The sequence below is a fragment of the Delftia sp. WSY_10 genome (assembly GCF_043104705.1).
GTDB lineage: Bacteria > Pseudomonadota > Gammaproteobacteria > Burkholderiales > Burkholderiaceae_C > Comamonas > Comamonas tsuruhatensis.
Map to the genome: position 1 here is coordinate 1 of NZ_JBICKY010000003.1, position 14676 is coordinate 14676.

A 14676-nucleotide genomic window follows, 5' to 3' on the forward strand; every position below is an offset into this window, starting at 1 on the left:
AGAGCGGACATTGCTTTTATCCGATAGTCAAATCCAAAGCCGAATTTGCAACGTCGATTGAAAGTCGCAAAGGCTGGATATGGGTGTGTGGACAAAGTGTCAAGCTAACGGGCACCGAGCTTGGACACAATGGCGCCTCAGACGCCTTCTCGCCTGTCTACACCCCCCTCATGTCTTCCAACATCCTGACCTTTACCTGCATCGGCGCTGATGCCCTTATGCTCTCCGCGCTGCACGGTCACCTCCAGACCGCAGTCGGCCAGTTCGCCGACCAGTGGCCCGCGCCGCTGCAAGCTTGCTTCGACGACTGGGAGAAGCCCTTCGTGACCAGTACGTCGCTGCGGGGCGAGACGCTGCGCTTCGTGATTGACACCTCATCCGGTGACGAATTGGAGAAGGCGCATATCCAGGCACTGCACGACGCCGGCGCGACGCACATCCGAGTGCGCATCTGGTACGGGCAGGTCGGCGAAACGCGAACGCTGCATTACCAAGGCGGCAAAAAGGTTGCTGCCAAGGCCTTCCCGGCGCCGATGCTGACTGAGGAGGAGGAGCTGCTGGAGCTGCTGCTGGACGGCAAGGAGGCTGCCTTCGCCAAGGCCATCAAGGCCGGCGCACCGAAGAATGCCGTGGTCGATGGCACGCCGCTTCTGGTGCATGCGGCCAAGGCCCGGCTAGGCAAGGCGGTGTCGGCGCTGCTGGACGCGAACGTCGACCTAATCGCCTGCCTGGCCTGGGTCGACGAGGTCGCAGAGGTGGTGCAGAGCTACGGCGGCAAGAACACTCCGGCACTGCTGCGCACGCTCGTGCAGGCGCCACAAGCCGACCCCGTGGCGCTGTGGCGCTCGGAGTGTGTGCTGCGCGCGCTCTGCGAACATCCCGAACTGCTGGCCTTGCTGGCCTCTCGCGAGGGCGTGGACGTCAACGCGCAGATCCGCTGGGCCCTGCACCCGGAGCAGGTGAGGGGCAGCCTTCTCTTCAACAGTGTGAGTTTCTTTAAGGACCGGCTGGACGTGCTGGCCGTGCTGGAGACACTGGGCGCGCGCTCCGTTGCGCCGCCGGCCATGAGCGATCAGCGCCGCCTGGAGCGCCTGTACTGGCAGGAGCGCGACGCAGGAACCGTTGCCGAGCTGGTCGCCGCGGGGGTGAATCTGGACACCCCGCTGTGGGATGACCGCCCCACCTCCCTGCTGCGTAACGTCATGCGCCACCCGACGATGGGTTGCCAGCCGCTGACCCTGGCCAATGAGTTGCTCACCAACGGTGCCAGCGCCGCGTTCTGGATGGAGCCCGATGCGTTTCAGCGCGAGGTGTTAGTTGGCATTTTCGACGCCAAGGAGCGGGCGCTCATGGCCGACGTCCCACTGAACGGCGACCGACACTTCGTCCCGGCGCGCGATGGTCAGTTGATCTTGGATTTCTTGGCCGGGCTGCTTGCCCAGGGGTTAGACGCCAACATGCCTGTGCGCCTGTGCTTGCACAAATTGACGGGCAGCGGCATTGACGCTGACTTCCGCTACAAGCGTCTGTACTGGCGCGGCTCGCTGCTCGGTGCCGTTGCGCTGCTGCTGTGCGGTCGCGGCAGCGAGATGCGCCCGATCTGCCTACCGCTGGCGGCGCTGCTGCTGAGCTACGGCGCAGCCCCCGATGACGCAGGCGATCTGGTGGATAGCACGAAAGGCGAGATCTACTGGGACATCTTGCTGCGGGGCGACTGGAGCCGCGAGGCGTGGGACAGCCATCCCCCGACCGGCACGGTAGTTGAACGACTTCGCCATCGACAGAACCAAGTGCCGGACGAGGTCGACGCAGAACTCATCGCGATTTTGGAGAAGCGCGGCCGGTAGTAGGCCAGCCGACCGCTCGCCAGCCAACGTTTGCAAGAGCCTTCAGGCTTGCATTGAGTTACGCCGATGCGGCCGCAGGTCTTCGAAACTGGGGTGCTCTGGACGACCGCTTTTGAATTTGCTTCGAAGACCGCAATGGGTCGCCAGCCGACTGCTGGCCGGCAGCTTCAGGCTGGTTGCTATCTGTTAGCCCCACGGCAGACCTCTTGCCATCCATGCCGTCAACACCCCGCTGGCCGTCTTCTCGCACATGCCGGCAATGGCCCAGCAAGCCCCTGTTCTTTCTCAGTGACCAGCGTGCCGCGCCCCGGTCCTGAGAGCGCCAAAACTAAAATGCCGCCATGACTGCACCCTCGGCTTCCCCCCATTCCTTCGACAAACTTGCGCTTTCGCCTGCGACGCTCGCCAATCTTGAGCGGCTCGGCTACCTTGAAATGACGGCGATTCAGCTCGCCAGCCTGCCCCCTGCGCTTGAAGGCAAGGATGTGATCGCCCAGGCGAAGACCGGCAGCGGCAAGACCGCAGCCTTTGCCCTGGCGCTGCTGGCCAAGCTGGATACGCGCAATTTCTCGGTGCAAGGCCTGGTGCTCTGCCCCACCCGCGAGCTGGCCGATCAGGTGACGACCGAGATTCGCCGCCTGGCGCGTGCGGAAGACAACGTCAAGGTGGTGACCCTGTCCGGCGGCGTTCCGCTGCGCGGCCAGAACGCGAGCCTTGAGAACGGCGCGCACGTGATCGTGGGCACGCCCGGCCGTGTGATCGATCACCTGGACCGGGGCAATCTGAACCTTGATTCGCTGAACACCTTGGTGCTTGACGAAGCAGATCGCATGCTCGACATGGGTTTCGTCGATGACATCGCCAAGGTCGCCAAGCAGTGCCCCCCGCAGCGCCAGACCTTGCTGTTCTCCGCCACCTACCCTGAAGGCATCGCCAAGCTGGCCGCGCGATTCATGCGTGACCCGGTCACGGTCAAGGTCGCCGCGCAGCACAGCGGCGAGCAGATCGAGCAGCGCTGGTACGAGGTGGACAAGGAAGAGCGGCTGCCTGCGGTGGCTCGCCTGCTGGAGCATTTCCGGCCCGAGAGCACGCTGGCCTTCTGCAATACCAAGGCGCGCTGCCGGGCCCTTGCCGAGCTGCTGCAGGCCCAGGGCTACAGCGCGCTGGAGCTGCACGGCGATCTGGAGCAGCGTGACCGTGACCAGGTGCTGGTGCGCTTCGTGAACGGCAGTTGCTCCGTGCTGGTCGCCACCGATGTGGCGGCTCGCGGGCTGGATGTGACCAACCTGGGCGCCGTCATCAACGTGGACATCACGCCCGACCCTGAAGTGCACGTGCACCGCATCGGCCGCACAGGCCGCGCCGGCCAGAAAGGCCTGGCCCTGAGTCTTGCGACGATGGACGAAATGGGCGCGGTCGGAAACATCGAGCAGATGCAGGGCAGCCCATCCGTCTGGTACCCGCTGGACGAGCTGACGCCGACTCCCGGCGGCCGGCTCCTGCCATCCAAGGCCACCATCCACATCAATGCCAGCCGCAAGGACAAGATCCGCCCGGGCGATGTGCTGGGCGCGCTCACCGCAGACCTGGGCTACACCCGCGAGCAAGTGGGCAAGATCGACATCAACGAGTTCGCAACCTATGTGGCCGTGGACCGCAAGATTGCGCATGACGTGGTTGCCCGGCTCAATAGCGGAAAGATCAAGGGGCGAACGGTGAAGGCGCGCTTGCTCAAGGATTGAGCGGTTGCAGGCGCCGAGGCACGAACGACCACAACGGGTCGTTTCGCGCCAGCCACTGCCCATTCTTGTTTCGTTGGGATCGACGACCAACGATGGTCCTGGCTGCTCACCGGGTCCGTCGGCCGCGCCCTCGCCTTGAACGGTCTGGAAAGACCGGGCCTGTCATGACTGCGCGGCAGGGTTGGCCGCTTCGGCTTTTTCTGCGGGCGGCTGCAGCCCTTCGGCCAGCGCCGCGCCCAGCGCGTCGATCACTGCCCGCACGCCCGGCACGTTGCGGCGGTCGCGGTGATAGGCCAGGTACACCGGGCAGGACGGCAGCGGCGCATCCACCTCCAGCCGTGCCAGGCCGGGCACGGCATGGGCCATGGCGTCGGGCAGCAGGCAGATGCCCTGGCCTTGCTCCGTGGCCTCCTGGCGGGCCAGGTCGGAGCCGGATCGAAAGACGAACCGGGTGGCGCCCCGGCTGGCCAGCCACAGGTTGGAGGCGTCCTGCCGGCCGGTGGCCAGGTCCTGTCCCACGAAATCGTGGCTGGCGAAGTCCTGCACGCGCAGGCGGCGACCCGGCAGGCGCTGCTCGACATAGCCGTGCGAGGCGTACAGGCCAAACGTCAGTTGCCCCGCCCATTTCTCCACCACCACGGCCGAGCTGGAGCGCCCGACCCGGAGCGCGACGTCCACTTCGCGCCGCCCGACATCCGTGAAGCGCGACTCCACGGCCACTTCGATATGCAGCCCGGGGTGCGCGCTTCTCAACTGCGAGAGCACGGCGGTCACCGGCTTCACGAAGCCTTCGCCCATGCTGACGCGGATGGTGCCGGTCAGCGCATGGGCCTTCTCAGCGGGCCGGTCGTCGCGCTTGATGCCGCCCAGTCCCAGCTCGAATTGCTCGGCCAGCTCCACCAGTTCCATCGCATCGGGCTCGACCGTCGTCCCTGCGCTGCTGCGGTGTACCAGGGCGCGGCCCAGGGATTGCTCCAGCGCCTCGATGCGCCGCGCGACGGTGGAGGTGGACAGGCCCAGGGCAGCGCCTGCGGCCAGCAGGCTTTGGTGGCGGTGAAGCGCCAGGAGCACGCGCAGGTCATCCCAGGTGGTGGGCGGTTGGTTTTTCATGAATGCAAATCAGCTTACCAGCGCTGCCCATTCCCAGGCGGGCCCCCCGTCGCAATACTCGAGTGCATGAAAACCCCTTTTGATTTCTCCCAGAAAACCGTCCTGGTGACCGGCGCCTCCATGGGCATCGGTGAAGTATTCGCCAGGGAGCTTGCCCGCCGTGGCGCCAAAGTCGTGCTGATCGCGCGCAGCCGCGACAGGCTCGAGAAGCTCGCCCGCGAATTGCCCGGCGCCGAATTCCTGGTGGAGGACCTGGCCGCACCCGGGGCGGCCCGGCGGGTCTTCGAGGCCGTCAGCGCCAGGGGCCTGCTGCCGGACCTGCTGGTGAACAACGCCGGCTTCGGCACCCACGGCAGGTTTGATGAACTGGCGCTGGACATACAGCGGGAGGCCATCGACCTGAATGTGGGCGCCCTGGTGGAATTGACGCACCTGTGTCTCCCTGCACTGGAGCAGCGCCAGGGCGGCGTCATCAACATCGCCTCCACGGCAGCGTTTCAGCCGGTCCCGTACATGGCGGTCTACGCCGCGACCAAGGCCTTTGTCCTTTCGTTCAGCGAAGCGCTCTGGGCCGAGTACCGGCCGCGCGGCGTGCGCGTGCTGGCGTTGTGCCCGGGCGCTACCGACACGGCGTTCTTCGCCCGCGCCGGCGAGGCCGCATCCTTCGGGAAAAAAGCATCCAGCGAAGACGTGGTTCGCCTGGGGCTGAAAGCCTTCGACGACAACCGCGCCTCGGTGGTGCACGGCTGCGCCAACTACCTGACGGCCCTGGGCGGGCGCATTGTCACGCGCGAGTTCATGGCCCGGTTCACGGCGCGCGTGATGAGGCCTGCAGCGCAGCCGGCTTGAATGCCCCCGGTCTCAGGGATGCAAGTTCGCCGCGACCCGGCCATTCCTGGCCCAGGCCTGCGTTCACCAGTCAGCCGCCACTGCCGGCAGCCCTTCGTGCGAGGGAAAGTGCGGCAGCACCTCCTGGGCCAGTTCCTCCAGCACCTCGGCGGGCGGGCGCTGTGACCACTGGATGCCCAGCGCCGCGTGGTTCACCCCCGCCGCCTGCCACTGTTCGAGCAATGCCACCAGTCCCTTGCGCCCGGTGCGCAGGACATAGCCCCCATGCAACGGGGTCGGGGGGTGGCCGGGGTCATCGACCAGGTCGATCCACTCGTTCGTCATGTGCGGGCGGAACGCGCCTCCAGGGATCAGGTCACGCCAGGCGCGGATTTTCTCGGCCAGGTGCTGGGGCCCCCGGGGGGTATGGGTGGCACCGGGGTAGGTCAGCCAGCCATCTGCATGCTCGGCAATCCACGCCAGCGACTGGCCGGACGATCCCGTCACCATCAGCGGAATGCTCCCCGCAACGGGCTGGGGGAGAAACTCGGCGCCTTCCAGGCGCCCCAGCGGGGAATCGATGTCCAGGTGCCCGGGCTGCATGAGCTGGCGCATATAGGCAACCGCGTGGGAAAAGCGCTGTGCCCGGGCCTCGTGTTCCAGCCCGTAGGCGGGAAACTCCATCGGCCTGTCGCCGGAGGCCACGCCCATCACCAGCCGGCCACCGGAAAGCTGGTCAATGCTTGTGGCGGCCTTGGCCAGGTCGATCGGATGGCGCAGGGAGACGATGGCGCTGCCGGTGGCCAAGGCGACCTTGCGGGTACGGGCCGCCAGAAAAGACAGGTAGGTGAAGGGGTCGAATACCTGCCCGGCGTCCCCGAACGAGGGATCGAACAAGGGGACATCGCGCACCCACACGGCGGCAAAGCCATTCTGGTCGATGCGGGTGACCAGATCCGCCTGCCCGCGCAGCACCGACATGTCGCCCTTGTAGCTGCGCAGCGGCAGGAAGATGCCCACGGTCAGCCGGTCTGGTGCGAACATGCGCCGGTAGCCAGGGTGTGCGTAGAACGAGGCATAGGAAGCCCCGCCCGTGCGCGGGGAGAGAGGAGTTGCATTCATTGTCTGGACCTGACTCGTGTTCATGCGCCGGTTGCCGGTGCCGGCAGCGTGATGCCCTTGCGCACCGCAGGCCGGGCCGCGACCCGCTCATGCCATGCGCTCAGATGGCGGTGCCGGCTGAAGTCGAAGTGGATGATTCGCGCGATGTGCATCCAGCCGAAATGGGCAATGTCTGCAATGGAGTAGCTGTCGCCAGCCAGATAGGGACGGCCTTGCAGCGCGTGGTCCAGCACCGTGAACGCCTCCTCCGTCAGGCGCCGGTAGCGTTCGATGGCCGCAGGGTCAGGGCTGTCCGCGAACAGCTCGAAGTGCACGCGCTGGCCCAGCAGCGGCCCGACACTGGACGCCTGGAATTGCAGCCATTTGATCGCCTCCCAGCGGGCCTGCAGGTCCGCTGGCAGCAGCTGCCCGCTCCTGTCGGCCAGGTACAGAAGAATGGCCGCTGACTCAAACAACACCACACCCGTCTCGCTGTCCGTGAGCACGGGAATGCGGCCATGGGGATTCAGCGCCAGAAAGGCCGGCTGCCGGTGCTCGCCTTCATCGATGCGCACATGGTGCAGCTGGTAAGGCAGCGAAAGCTCTTCCAGCGCAATGGTCGCCTTGAAGCCATTGGGGGAGCTGTCTGAATAGAGATGGAGCATATAACTTTTAGATAAACTGAATTCATAGAATCACTGGCAAGACTTATTCTCAAGCGATAAACATCTCATTCAAAGCGATGATTTTTGCTCCATGAATTTAGTAAATCTAAAAACAATATGACCTATCCATTGCAGGCGCTGCGCACTTTCGTGGAAGTGGGGCAGCGCAAAAGCGTCAAGGCAGCGGCACAGGCCCTGCACGTCACGCCCGGCGCCGTCAGCCAGCAGATCCGCGTGCTGGAAGACCGCCTGGGAGTGGTGTTGCTGGAGCGTGAGCGCCTTGGCATGCGGCTGACCGAGGCAGGCGCCAGCGTGTTCCCCAGGCTGCGCGAAGCGTTTCTTCAAATCGACCAGGCCATGCACGACCTGGAAAGCACCAAGGCAAGACGGAGCCTGACCGTCAGCACGGTCGCCATGTTCGCGGCATCGTGGCTGGTGCCCCGGCTGGGGCGTTTCAAGCAATTGCACCCGGACATTGAAATCCGCGTGGAGGCCACATCGGAACTGGTGGACCTGCGGCGCGACCGGGTGGACGTGGCCTTGCGCCACGGGCTGGGAGACTATCCGGGGCTGGAGGTTCTCCCCCTCATGGCGCCGGTTCTGACGCCCGTCGCCTCGCCGGGATTCCTGAAGGCGCACGGGGCCGTGATCCATGGGGCCGGCGATTGCCTCGACTACCCCCTGCTGCACGACGGCGACCGCGCAGACTGGCCGCTCTGGCTGAAAGCGCATGGCGTGGCCGACGACCTGCGCGCGGAGCGCGGCAGTGCCTTTGACGATGACTTCCTGCTGATCCGTGCGGCAGAGGCTGGCCAGGGCCTGGCGCTGGTGCCGCAGGCCTATGCCCAGGAAGAAATCGCGGCGGGCCGGCTCATCCAGGTGCTGGACAAGCCATGGCCCGCACGATTTGCCTACTACGCGGTGACGCGGCCCGGAGCGGCCGACCGCCCCGAAGTGCGCGCGTTCCTGGAATGGATTCGCGACGAGGCGGGAAAAAACCTGTCCCCTTCCCAACCCTAGCCCAGCACGAGCCTTGCTAGCCTTGGCACATGCTGATCTCCGAACTCGCCCGGCTCACGGGCGTCTCCATCCACGCGCTGCGGCACTACGAGCGCGCGGGCCTGCTCAAGCCCCGGCGCCTGCCCAATGGCTACCGCGACTATCCGCGCTCGGCCCGGCGCGAGGTGGTGTTCATCGCCATGTCCCGCGCGCTGGGGTTCGGGCTGCCGCGCATTGCGGAGAACCTGCGCGCCTGGCGTGCGGGGCGCATAGGCCCCGGTGACCTGGCCGATGCCGTGCAGCAGCGCGTGCAGGAGATAGACGAACAGATCGCCGCGCTGCAGGCCCAGCGCGCCCAGGCCCTGGACCATGTGCAGTGGCTGCGCGCCCGCCAGGCCGAGCGGGATCTGGCGCAGACGGCACCGGCCCCATCCAACGCACCCGACAAACCCGCCGCGCCCTGGCCGCGCGTGCGCCGTGCCGCTTCACCCACCACGAAGGAGACAGGCCATGACTGAGCCGACCACCCACCCCACCCCATCCACCCAGGCGCTGCAGAACGCCGTGCTGGCCATGCCCATGGCGCGCACCCTGGGCCTGCGCTTCGTGCGTGCCGAGCCCGGAGCCACCGAGCTGGAGATGCCCATTGCCGATGCCCTGTGCTTTCAGCCGGGCCAGTTGCAGGCCACGGCGGTCTTTGCACTGGGCGACTTTGCGGCGGTGTCGGCCGCAGGTTCGCTGCTGCCTGCCGGCTGGGCCAATGCCACGGTGGACGGCAGCGTGAAGCTCTTCGCCCCCGCACGCGGCACCCACCTGCGGGCGCGCGGCCGCGTGGTGGATGCCGGCCGCGTGCTCAGCATCTGCGCAGCCGACCTGTTCGCGGTGGCCGAGGATGGTCATGAAACGCATTGCGCGACCTGGCTGGGCACGGCGCGCAATCTGGAGCCCAGGCCCGTGCGGGCCTGAGAACGTTCCCCCGCCTCCCCACCCCGTATGTCAGCGCCTGCATCGTGGCGGTTGCGGGGTTGCCGAAGGACAGATCACCTCGCCAAGGGCCACCACTGCTACAGGCTCTGCTTCAAGCCAATCTTCTCTTCGGATAGGGAATCTCGCCTGTTGCGGATAAGCAGGACCAACAGCGCACAGGACAGGAGAGAAGAAAATGAGAAAACATAATTGATCATGGAATAACTGGAGCCATGAAATCCCAATGACATCGGGGCAAAAAACACCAATGCGTAAACAACCCAAAAAATGATTCTTGACGACCAATAAAGGCCTAGCCCGCCAGAAATTGCTGCCGCATAGAAAAACCCCAGATCCGTAGTTCCTTTGCACACCAAGGAAAGGAACCCCTCACCGACAATCTGATAACCATTGGCCATCGATATTTCATAGAACAGCATGAATACAATCAATGCAACAGCCGGAATAATGGCACAATAAATCATCAATGAAGAAGAATCTTTGATGAACTGAAATTGCACTGCCCATCTTCCACGATTTTTTGATATCTCCATCGCCAGAAGAGCACAGACTCCCATGGCAGGCAGTTCTGCCAAAAGCAATATGGCAGAAGCTTGGGATTGAATTGCAGAATACATTGCACCCAGCCCTGCAACAGACATTGACAATATATAAATCAGATATCTTCCAAAGAAAAAATTGGCATAGCCAGGAATCAAAACGGAAAATATTCTTCTGCCAGGCAATCCACGAAAATTGAATGAAAAACCGAATTGACAGTATTTCCGCATCAAAGCATATGCGGCAATGGAAAAAATGATGTCACTGAACAGATAGGCAAGAGCGACCGAGTCATCACTCATCCACTCATTCCTCCCAAGCAGCACCAGCACAACAATCACACAGGCTGCATTGAAAAAAACCTGCCACATTCTGAATTTTGCAACGATGGCAGTATGTGATCTTGACTCAAGAACGCAGCTACATACATTGATGATTCCGAAGAATGGAATACACAGAATTATCAATCTTGCCTGCGATACGGCCCCATTTAATAGTTCCTCTGGCAAACCGGATATCAGGGTTTTCGAGATAACAGGAAGCCAATACACCAGAATAAAACAAAACCCGGTGTATAGGAGGACCAGCCAAAGCAGCAAACTGATGAGTGAGTCTGACTGCTCCTTATCTTTGCTGGCAGCCATTTCCGAAAAGAAGATGGCGCCAATACTCGCCGGCAATACAAAGAAAAGTGAAGCAAAGGAAAGAGCTATACTGAATTGGGCAACAAGAGCAGGGCTATGGAAACTAATGGCAAAAATGGTGACCATGGAGGCAAGCGGCGGGGCGGAGCGCCCAACTGCGAGGTCAAATACCCGCTTTGCATCACCAGGCCTCATACCTATCCCTCCTCCGCAGAATCAAAACCCATGATATATGACCCGAATTCTTTGAAATGAAGATCCTGGGTTACGTTGAAGCTGCCATTCATTATTCATTGCCCGCCATCCCTGTCACTGCGGAATATGGACAAACATATCGGCGCAATCCTTGAGATACACTGGATGCAACAATAGAAAATCTCTTGAGCCGATATAAAAATCAATCATTCAATGCGAAAATGCATGACGCAATCGGACTGGTCTGAAAAGCGTGATGCGGGCATACGCTGCCCAAGCATCTGAATGAGATCTCGCAGTCTGCCGACCCTGTCTTTACATCGGCGACCTGTATGCACGCCACTGCGCTGTAGCGGTTGCAGCATTGCAGTCCTGCCGAAGGACAGGACTGCTCCCTTGTATGACGCGGGTCCCAAACAGGCCCGGCCAGTCAACTCATCCCCGCAGCTTCAACCGCCGCGCCTTCACCGCCGCAGCCAGCTGCTGCAGCACAGGCACGGTCTGCTCCAGGCTGATGCAGGCATCGGTCACGGACACGCCATGCGCCAGCGGCTGGCCGTCCACGATGTCCTGCCGCCCTTCCTGCAGGTGGCTTTCGATCATCAGCCCCGTGATGCGGGCATCGCCACCGGCGATCTGCTGGGCCACGTCGGCCGCCACGTCGATCTGGCGGCGGTGCTGCTTGCTGCTGTTGGCGTGGGAGACATCGATCATGACCTGCGGGCGCAGGCCTGCGCCTTCCAGCAGGGCGCAGGCGGCCTGCACATGCTCGGCGCCGTAGTTGGGCTGCTTGCCGCCGCGCAGGATGACGTGGCAGTCGCCATTGCCGCGGGTCTCGAAGATGGCGGACTGGCCCATCTTGGTCATGCCCATGAAGGCGTGGGGCGCGCTGGCCGCCTGGATGGCGTCGCTGGCCACCTTGACGCCGCCGTCCGTGCCGTTCTTGAAGCCCACGGGGCAGGACAGGCCGCTGGCCAGCTGGCGGTGGCTCTGGCTTTCCGTGGTGCGCGCGCCGATGGCGCCCCAGCTGACCAGGTCGCTGATGAATTGCGGCGACAGCAGGTCCAGGAATTCCGTGCCCACGGGCAGACCCAGGGCCAGCACGTCCAGCAGCAGGGCGCGGGCCATTTCCAGGCCTTCGTTGATGGCGAAGCTGCCGTCCAGGTGCGGGTCGTTGATGTATCCCTTCCAGCCCACGGTGGTGCGGGGCTTCTCGAAGTAGACGCGCATGACCACGAGCAGCTCGCCGGCCAGGGCGTCGGCCTGGGCCTTGAGCTGGCGCGCATAGTCCATGGCCTGGTCGTGGTCGTGGATGGAGCAGGGTCCGACGACGACGATGAGCCGGTCGTCCCGGCCCTGCAGTACGTCCGAGATGGCGGCGCGGCTGGTTTCCACCAGTTGCTGCGCGGCTTCGGGCGCGGGCAGCCATTCCTGCAGCAGGGCCGGGGTGATCAGGGGGCGCACGGCCTTGATGCGCAGGTCGTCGATGCGGGTGGTGTCGTGCGTGCTCAGGGGCACGGCACTGCGTTGTACGTGGGTGGGGGTGGTCATGGCGCTATTGTCGCGCCTTGAGGTTTCCCGACCGGGGCGGGGCAAGTGGCTTGCCCGCCCCTTGGCATCGACTTACTGAGCCGCCGGTGCCGGTGCTGGTGCCGCTGCCGGTGCAGGCGCCGTCTCTTGCGCAGCCGGCACAGCGGCCGGTGCCGCGCCGTACTGCCAGCCGGCGGGCAGCAGGCCATCGACCCAGTGCAGGCGCCAGGCCATCAGCGCCAGCAAGGCCACCACGGCCAGCGCCACCAGGGTGTTGCGCAGGCCATTGCCTTCCGCATAGGGATCGCCCGCCGTGCGCCGCGCGCCCACCGGCACCTTGGCGGTCTGCGACAGGCTGCGGCCCAGCGGCAGGTTGATGCGCATGCGGCCGTTGATGGCCCAGCCGCTGGCGTCCAGGATGGGCCCCAGGCTGCGCTGGCGCAGCTTGAGCCAGGCAATCATCATGCTGGGCCCGGAGATGGCGGCGATGAGGCCGACCAGGGCCACGGGAATCCAGGGCCCCAGGTCGATGAACTTACCGAAGATGCCCACCAGCACGGCGCTGATGGAGCCCAGGGCCACGCCCAGGGCGGCCACGGTGCCCACATCGGTCTTGCGCGGGGCGGCGGCCGCCGTGGCTGTGGCGGCGCTGGCCGCTGCGGTGCCGGGCGCCGTGACCAGCTGGCCGGCCTGCGTGCCCAGGCTGGCAGTCACGCCCTCTTCCTTGGCCGAGGCGCGCTTGGCCACCTGTTCCTCCACCATGCGCAGGAATTTCTTGTAGGGCAGGAAGAAGGCCTGGCCGATGCTGGTGGGGTTCTCGATGAGCTTGACGATGGTGGCGTCCCAGTCGTTGCCCGCGCGGTCATAGAACACGCCGTTGCGGCCCACGAAGAGAAAGTCCACATCGCCCGCAGTGAAGGCCGCGACGATGGCTTTCTTCTTGCCCTCGCGCCGGAGCTCGCAGTAGGCCAGGCAGGTCTTGGCACGGCCGGCCAGCGCGGCATGGGCAGCCGTGTCGCTCACTTCCACGGTCAGGTCGCAGCTGCGGGCATCCAGGTAGAGCGTGCCGGCCTGGAAGGCCGCGCCCTCGCGCCGGTAAAAGAGGCTGAACGAGACGAAGTTGTTGAGCAGCGCCAGCAGGTCGCGCTGCAGGCGGATGAGCTTTTCCAGCGCCACGGCCTGCAGGCTGTGTTCCTTCTCGGACTCGTCCTGGGCGATGAGGTCCAGCAGCGCGGCTTCCTGGCCGCCGTCCAGCAGCGCCTGCACCTCCTGTTGAGACAGGGCATCGAGCGGCGTGGCGGGCCGGGCCGCCAGCCATTGGCGGCAGGGCTGCAGGGCGGCCTTGACCTGTTCCCACTGCGCGGCGGTGATCTCCTGCAGGTCTTCGCCCAGCACGGGCTGCACGGCCTGCTCGCGCAGCGCCTGCAGCGCGCCGGCCCATGCGGGGTTGACGCCCTGGGCCAGCGGCAGGGCGCGGTCGGCTCCCACGGCGGCCAGCGGCAGGGCGGCAATGGCCTGGGCGCCGCTGTCCAGCACCTCACGGCCCAGGGCGGCATAGCCTTCGATGGAGGGGTTGAGCGGGTCCTGCGCGCGCGTGTCGAAGGCGGCCAGCCGCGTGCGTGCGAAGAAGTCGTCCACCTTGGCCTGCACCGCGTCCACGGCGCGGGCGGCGGCCAGGGCCTGGTCGCGCTCGGCAATGCCGCAGCCCAGGGCCTCGGCGCCTGCATGCCAGTCGCGCAGGGAACGCAGGTCGGCATAGAAGGACTCGGCCTGCTTGCGTGCGATGCCGGCCACGCCATCGGCGCCCGCCGCCGTGCCATAGGCCTTGCCGATGCGCTCGACCAGCGCGGCCAGCGCCTTTTCGTCCCCGGCGGTGGCGGGGCTGACGATGCCGTCGCCATTGAAGCGCATGGCCGCCAGGGAGGCCAGGCGCTCGCGCACCTGGGCCAGGCTCAGCGCGGCGCCGCCGGCCTGGCCGGACAGGGCCAGCATGCGCTCGGCCTCGGCATGCAGCAGGGCGCCCTGCTCGCTGTCGCGCTCCAGGCTGGACAGTTGCAGCACGTCGCCGCCATCGGCCAGCACCTGGGGGTCACGCACGCGCGCCACGGCCCATTGGCAGGCGGCGATCAGCTCGGGCGGGCGAATGCGGCCGTCCTTGTCCTCGTCGATCAGGTCCAGCGTGTCGCTGTCGAACTCGATGCCGCGCGTGGGGCAGGCCAGGGCCACCCACAGCTTCTGGTCCAGCTCGCCGATGTGCGCAATGTCCTGCCCGGTGCGGATGACCACCTGGTCCACTCCACCGGCGCGAAAAAACTCCCAAGCATGTTGCTGCTGCATGAAATACCCAACGGCCGCTCTGGCCAACATTCAAAAAACGAAAACGAAAAACCGAAAAAGGGCCGCAGTTTAAAAGTCATTCGGCCTTCTCAATTGAAGACATTTGTCAACGATGGGCGTCAGCACAGGCTGTCAGGGCTGGCGCTTTGTG

At 64.8% G+C, this 14676-nt stretch carries 12 protein-coding genes; 6 read left to right on the top strand and 6 right to left on the bottom strand.

Annotation, left to right across the window (positions count from 1 at the left end; genetic code table 11):
• A partial coding sequence (locus ACF8ML_RS00035; RefSeq protein WP_392405781.1) for a hypothetical protein occupies window positions 1–1847 on the top strand: 1847 nt, incomplete at its 5' end.
• 341 nt (window positions 1848–2188) lie between these two features.
• On the top strand, window positions 2189–3589 hold the full coding sequence (gene dbpA, locus ACF8ML_RS00040) for an ATP-dependent RNA helicase DbpA (protein ID WP_016454517.1): 1401 nt from the start codon (window positions 2189–2191) through the stop codon (window positions 3587–3589).
• Window positions 3590–3751: 162 nt separating this feature from the next.
• Here dbpA and ACF8ML_RS00045 read toward each other — a convergent pair whose 3' ends face one another.
• Window positions 3752–4699 (bottom strand): LysR family transcriptional regulator, encoded by a 948-nt coding sequence (locus tag ACF8ML_RS00045; RefSeq protein ID WP_047325946.1) that lies wholly within the window; start codon window positions 4697–4699, stop codon window positions 3752–3754.
• 66 nt (window positions 4700–4765) lie between these two features.
• Here ACF8ML_RS00045 and ACF8ML_RS00050 point away from each other — a divergent pair, with 66 nt between their 5' ends.
• The gene (locus ACF8ML_RS00050) at window positions 4766–5548 is read left to right on the top strand and encodes an SDR family oxidoreductase (protein ID WP_016450326.1); all 783 of its coding nucleotides are present in this window, start codon (window positions 4766–4768) and stop codon (window positions 5546–5548) included.
• 63 nt (window positions 5549–5611) lie between these two features.
• On the opposite strand, the gene ACF8ML_RS00055 is transcribed toward ACF8ML_RS00050, so the two are convergent.
• On the bottom strand, window positions 5612–6649 hold the full coding sequence (locus ACF8ML_RS00055; protein ID WP_047325948.1) for an LLM class oxidoreductase: 1038 nt from the start codon (window positions 6647–6649) through the stop codon (window positions 5612–5614).
• 20 nt (window positions 6650–6669) lie between these two features.
• The gene (locus tag ACF8ML_RS00060; protein WP_047325949.1) at window positions 6670–7293 is read right to left on the bottom strand and encodes a glutathione S-transferase family protein; all 624 of its coding nucleotides are present in this window, start codon (window positions 7291–7293) and stop codon (window positions 6670–6672) included.
• A 117-nt stretch (window positions 7294–7410) separates the two neighbouring features.
• On the opposite strand from ACF8ML_RS00060, the gene ACF8ML_RS00065 reads away from it, so the two are divergent.
• Genes ACF8ML_RS00065 through ACF8ML_RS00075 form a run of 3 tightly spaced genes read left to right on the top strand, consistent with a single transcriptional unit; the run spans window position 7411 to window position 9258 of the window.
• Window positions 7411–8313 (top strand): LysR substrate-binding domain-containing protein, encoded by a 903-nt coding sequence (locus tag ACF8ML_RS00065; protein ID WP_209672543.1) that lies wholly within the window; start codon window positions 7411–7413, stop codon window positions 8311–8313.
• A gap of 29 nt (window positions 8314–8342) precedes the next feature.
• Window positions 8343–8810, top strand: a complete 468-nt coding sequence (locus ACF8ML_RS00070) for a MerR family DNA-binding transcriptional regulator (RefSeq protein WP_016454514.1) — start codon at window positions 8343–8345, stop codon at window positions 8808–8810.
• A complete protein-coding gene (locus ACF8ML_RS00075; protein WP_016450324.1) occupies window positions 8803–9258 on the top strand; it encodes a PaaI family thioesterase in 456 nt (151 codons plus the stop codon). The genes ACF8ML_RS00070 and ACF8ML_RS00075 overlap by 8 nt, the downstream gene beginning before the upstream one ends.
• A gap of 98 nt (window positions 9259–9356) precedes the next feature.
• Here ACF8ML_RS00075 and ACF8ML_RS00080 read toward each other — a convergent pair whose 3' ends face one another.
• From ACF8ML_RS00080 to ACF8ML_RS00090, 3 genes are all read right to left on the bottom strand, one after another.
• Window positions 9357–10658: an MATE family efflux transporter gene (locus tag ACF8ML_RS00080; protein WP_392405784.1), complete on the bottom strand. Its 1302-nt coding sequence runs from the start codon at window positions 10656–10658 to the stop codon at window positions 9357–9359.
• 435 nt (window positions 10659–11093) lie between these two features.
• Window positions 11094–12209 (bottom strand): 3-deoxy-7-phosphoheptulonate synthase, encoded by a 1116-nt coding sequence (locus tag ACF8ML_RS00085; RefSeq protein ID WP_126312811.1) that lies wholly within the window; start codon window positions 12207–12209, stop codon window positions 11094–11096.
• A gap of 72 nt (window positions 12210–12281) precedes the next feature.
• Window positions 12282–14525, bottom strand: coding sequence for a hypothetical protein (locus tag ACF8ML_RS00090; RefSeq protein WP_392405787.1), 2244 nt, complete (start codon window positions 14523–14525; stop codon window positions 12282–12284).
• Between the last annotated feature and the right edge of the window lie 151 nt (window positions 14526–14676).

Excerpts from the sequence above, each read along its gene's own strand:
- dbpA (WP_016454517.1), top strand. The coding sequence starts at position 2,189 with ATGACTGCACCCTCGGCTTCCCCCCATTCCTTCGACAAACTTGCGCTT.
- ACF8ML_RS00045 (WP_047325946.1), bottom strand. The coding sequence starts at position 4,699 with ATGAAAAACCAACCGCCCACCACCTGGGATGACCTGCGCGTGCTCCTG.
- ACF8ML_RS00050 (WP_016450326.1), top strand. The coding sequence starts at position 4,766 with ATGAAAACCCCTTTTGATTTCTCCCAGAAAACCGTCCTGGTGACCGGC.
- ACF8ML_RS00055 (WP_047325948.1), bottom strand. The coding sequence starts at position 6,649 with ATGAATGCAACTCCTCTCTCCCCGCGCACGGGCGGGGCTTCCTATGCC.
- ACF8ML_RS00060 (WP_047325949.1), bottom strand. The coding sequence starts at position 7,293 with ATGCTCCATCTCTATTCAGACAGCTCCCCCAATGGCTTCAAGGCGACC.
- ACF8ML_RS00065 (WP_209672543.1), top strand. The coding sequence starts at position 7,411 with ATGACCTATCCATTGCAGGCGCTGCGCACTTTCGTGGAAGTGGGGCAG.
- ACF8ML_RS00070 (WP_016454514.1), top strand. The coding sequence starts at position 8,343 with ATGCTGATCTCCGAACTCGCCCGGCTCACGGGCGTCTCCATCCACGCG.
- ACF8ML_RS00075 (WP_016450324.1), top strand. The coding sequence starts at position 8,803 with ATGACTGAGCCGACCACCCACCCCACCCCATCCACCCAGGCGCTGCAG.
- ACF8ML_RS00080 (WP_392405784.1), bottom strand. The coding sequence starts at position 10,658 with ATGAGGCCTGGTGATGCAAAGCGGGTATTTGACCTCGCAGTTGGGCGC.
- ACF8ML_RS00085 (WP_126312811.1), bottom strand. The coding sequence starts at position 12,209 with ATGACCACCCCCACCCACGTACAACGCAGTGCCGTGCCCCTGAGCACG.
- ACF8ML_RS00090 (WP_392405787.1), bottom strand. The coding sequence starts at position 14,525 with ATGCAGCAGCAACATGCTTGGGAGTTTTTTCGCGCCGGTGGAGTGGAC.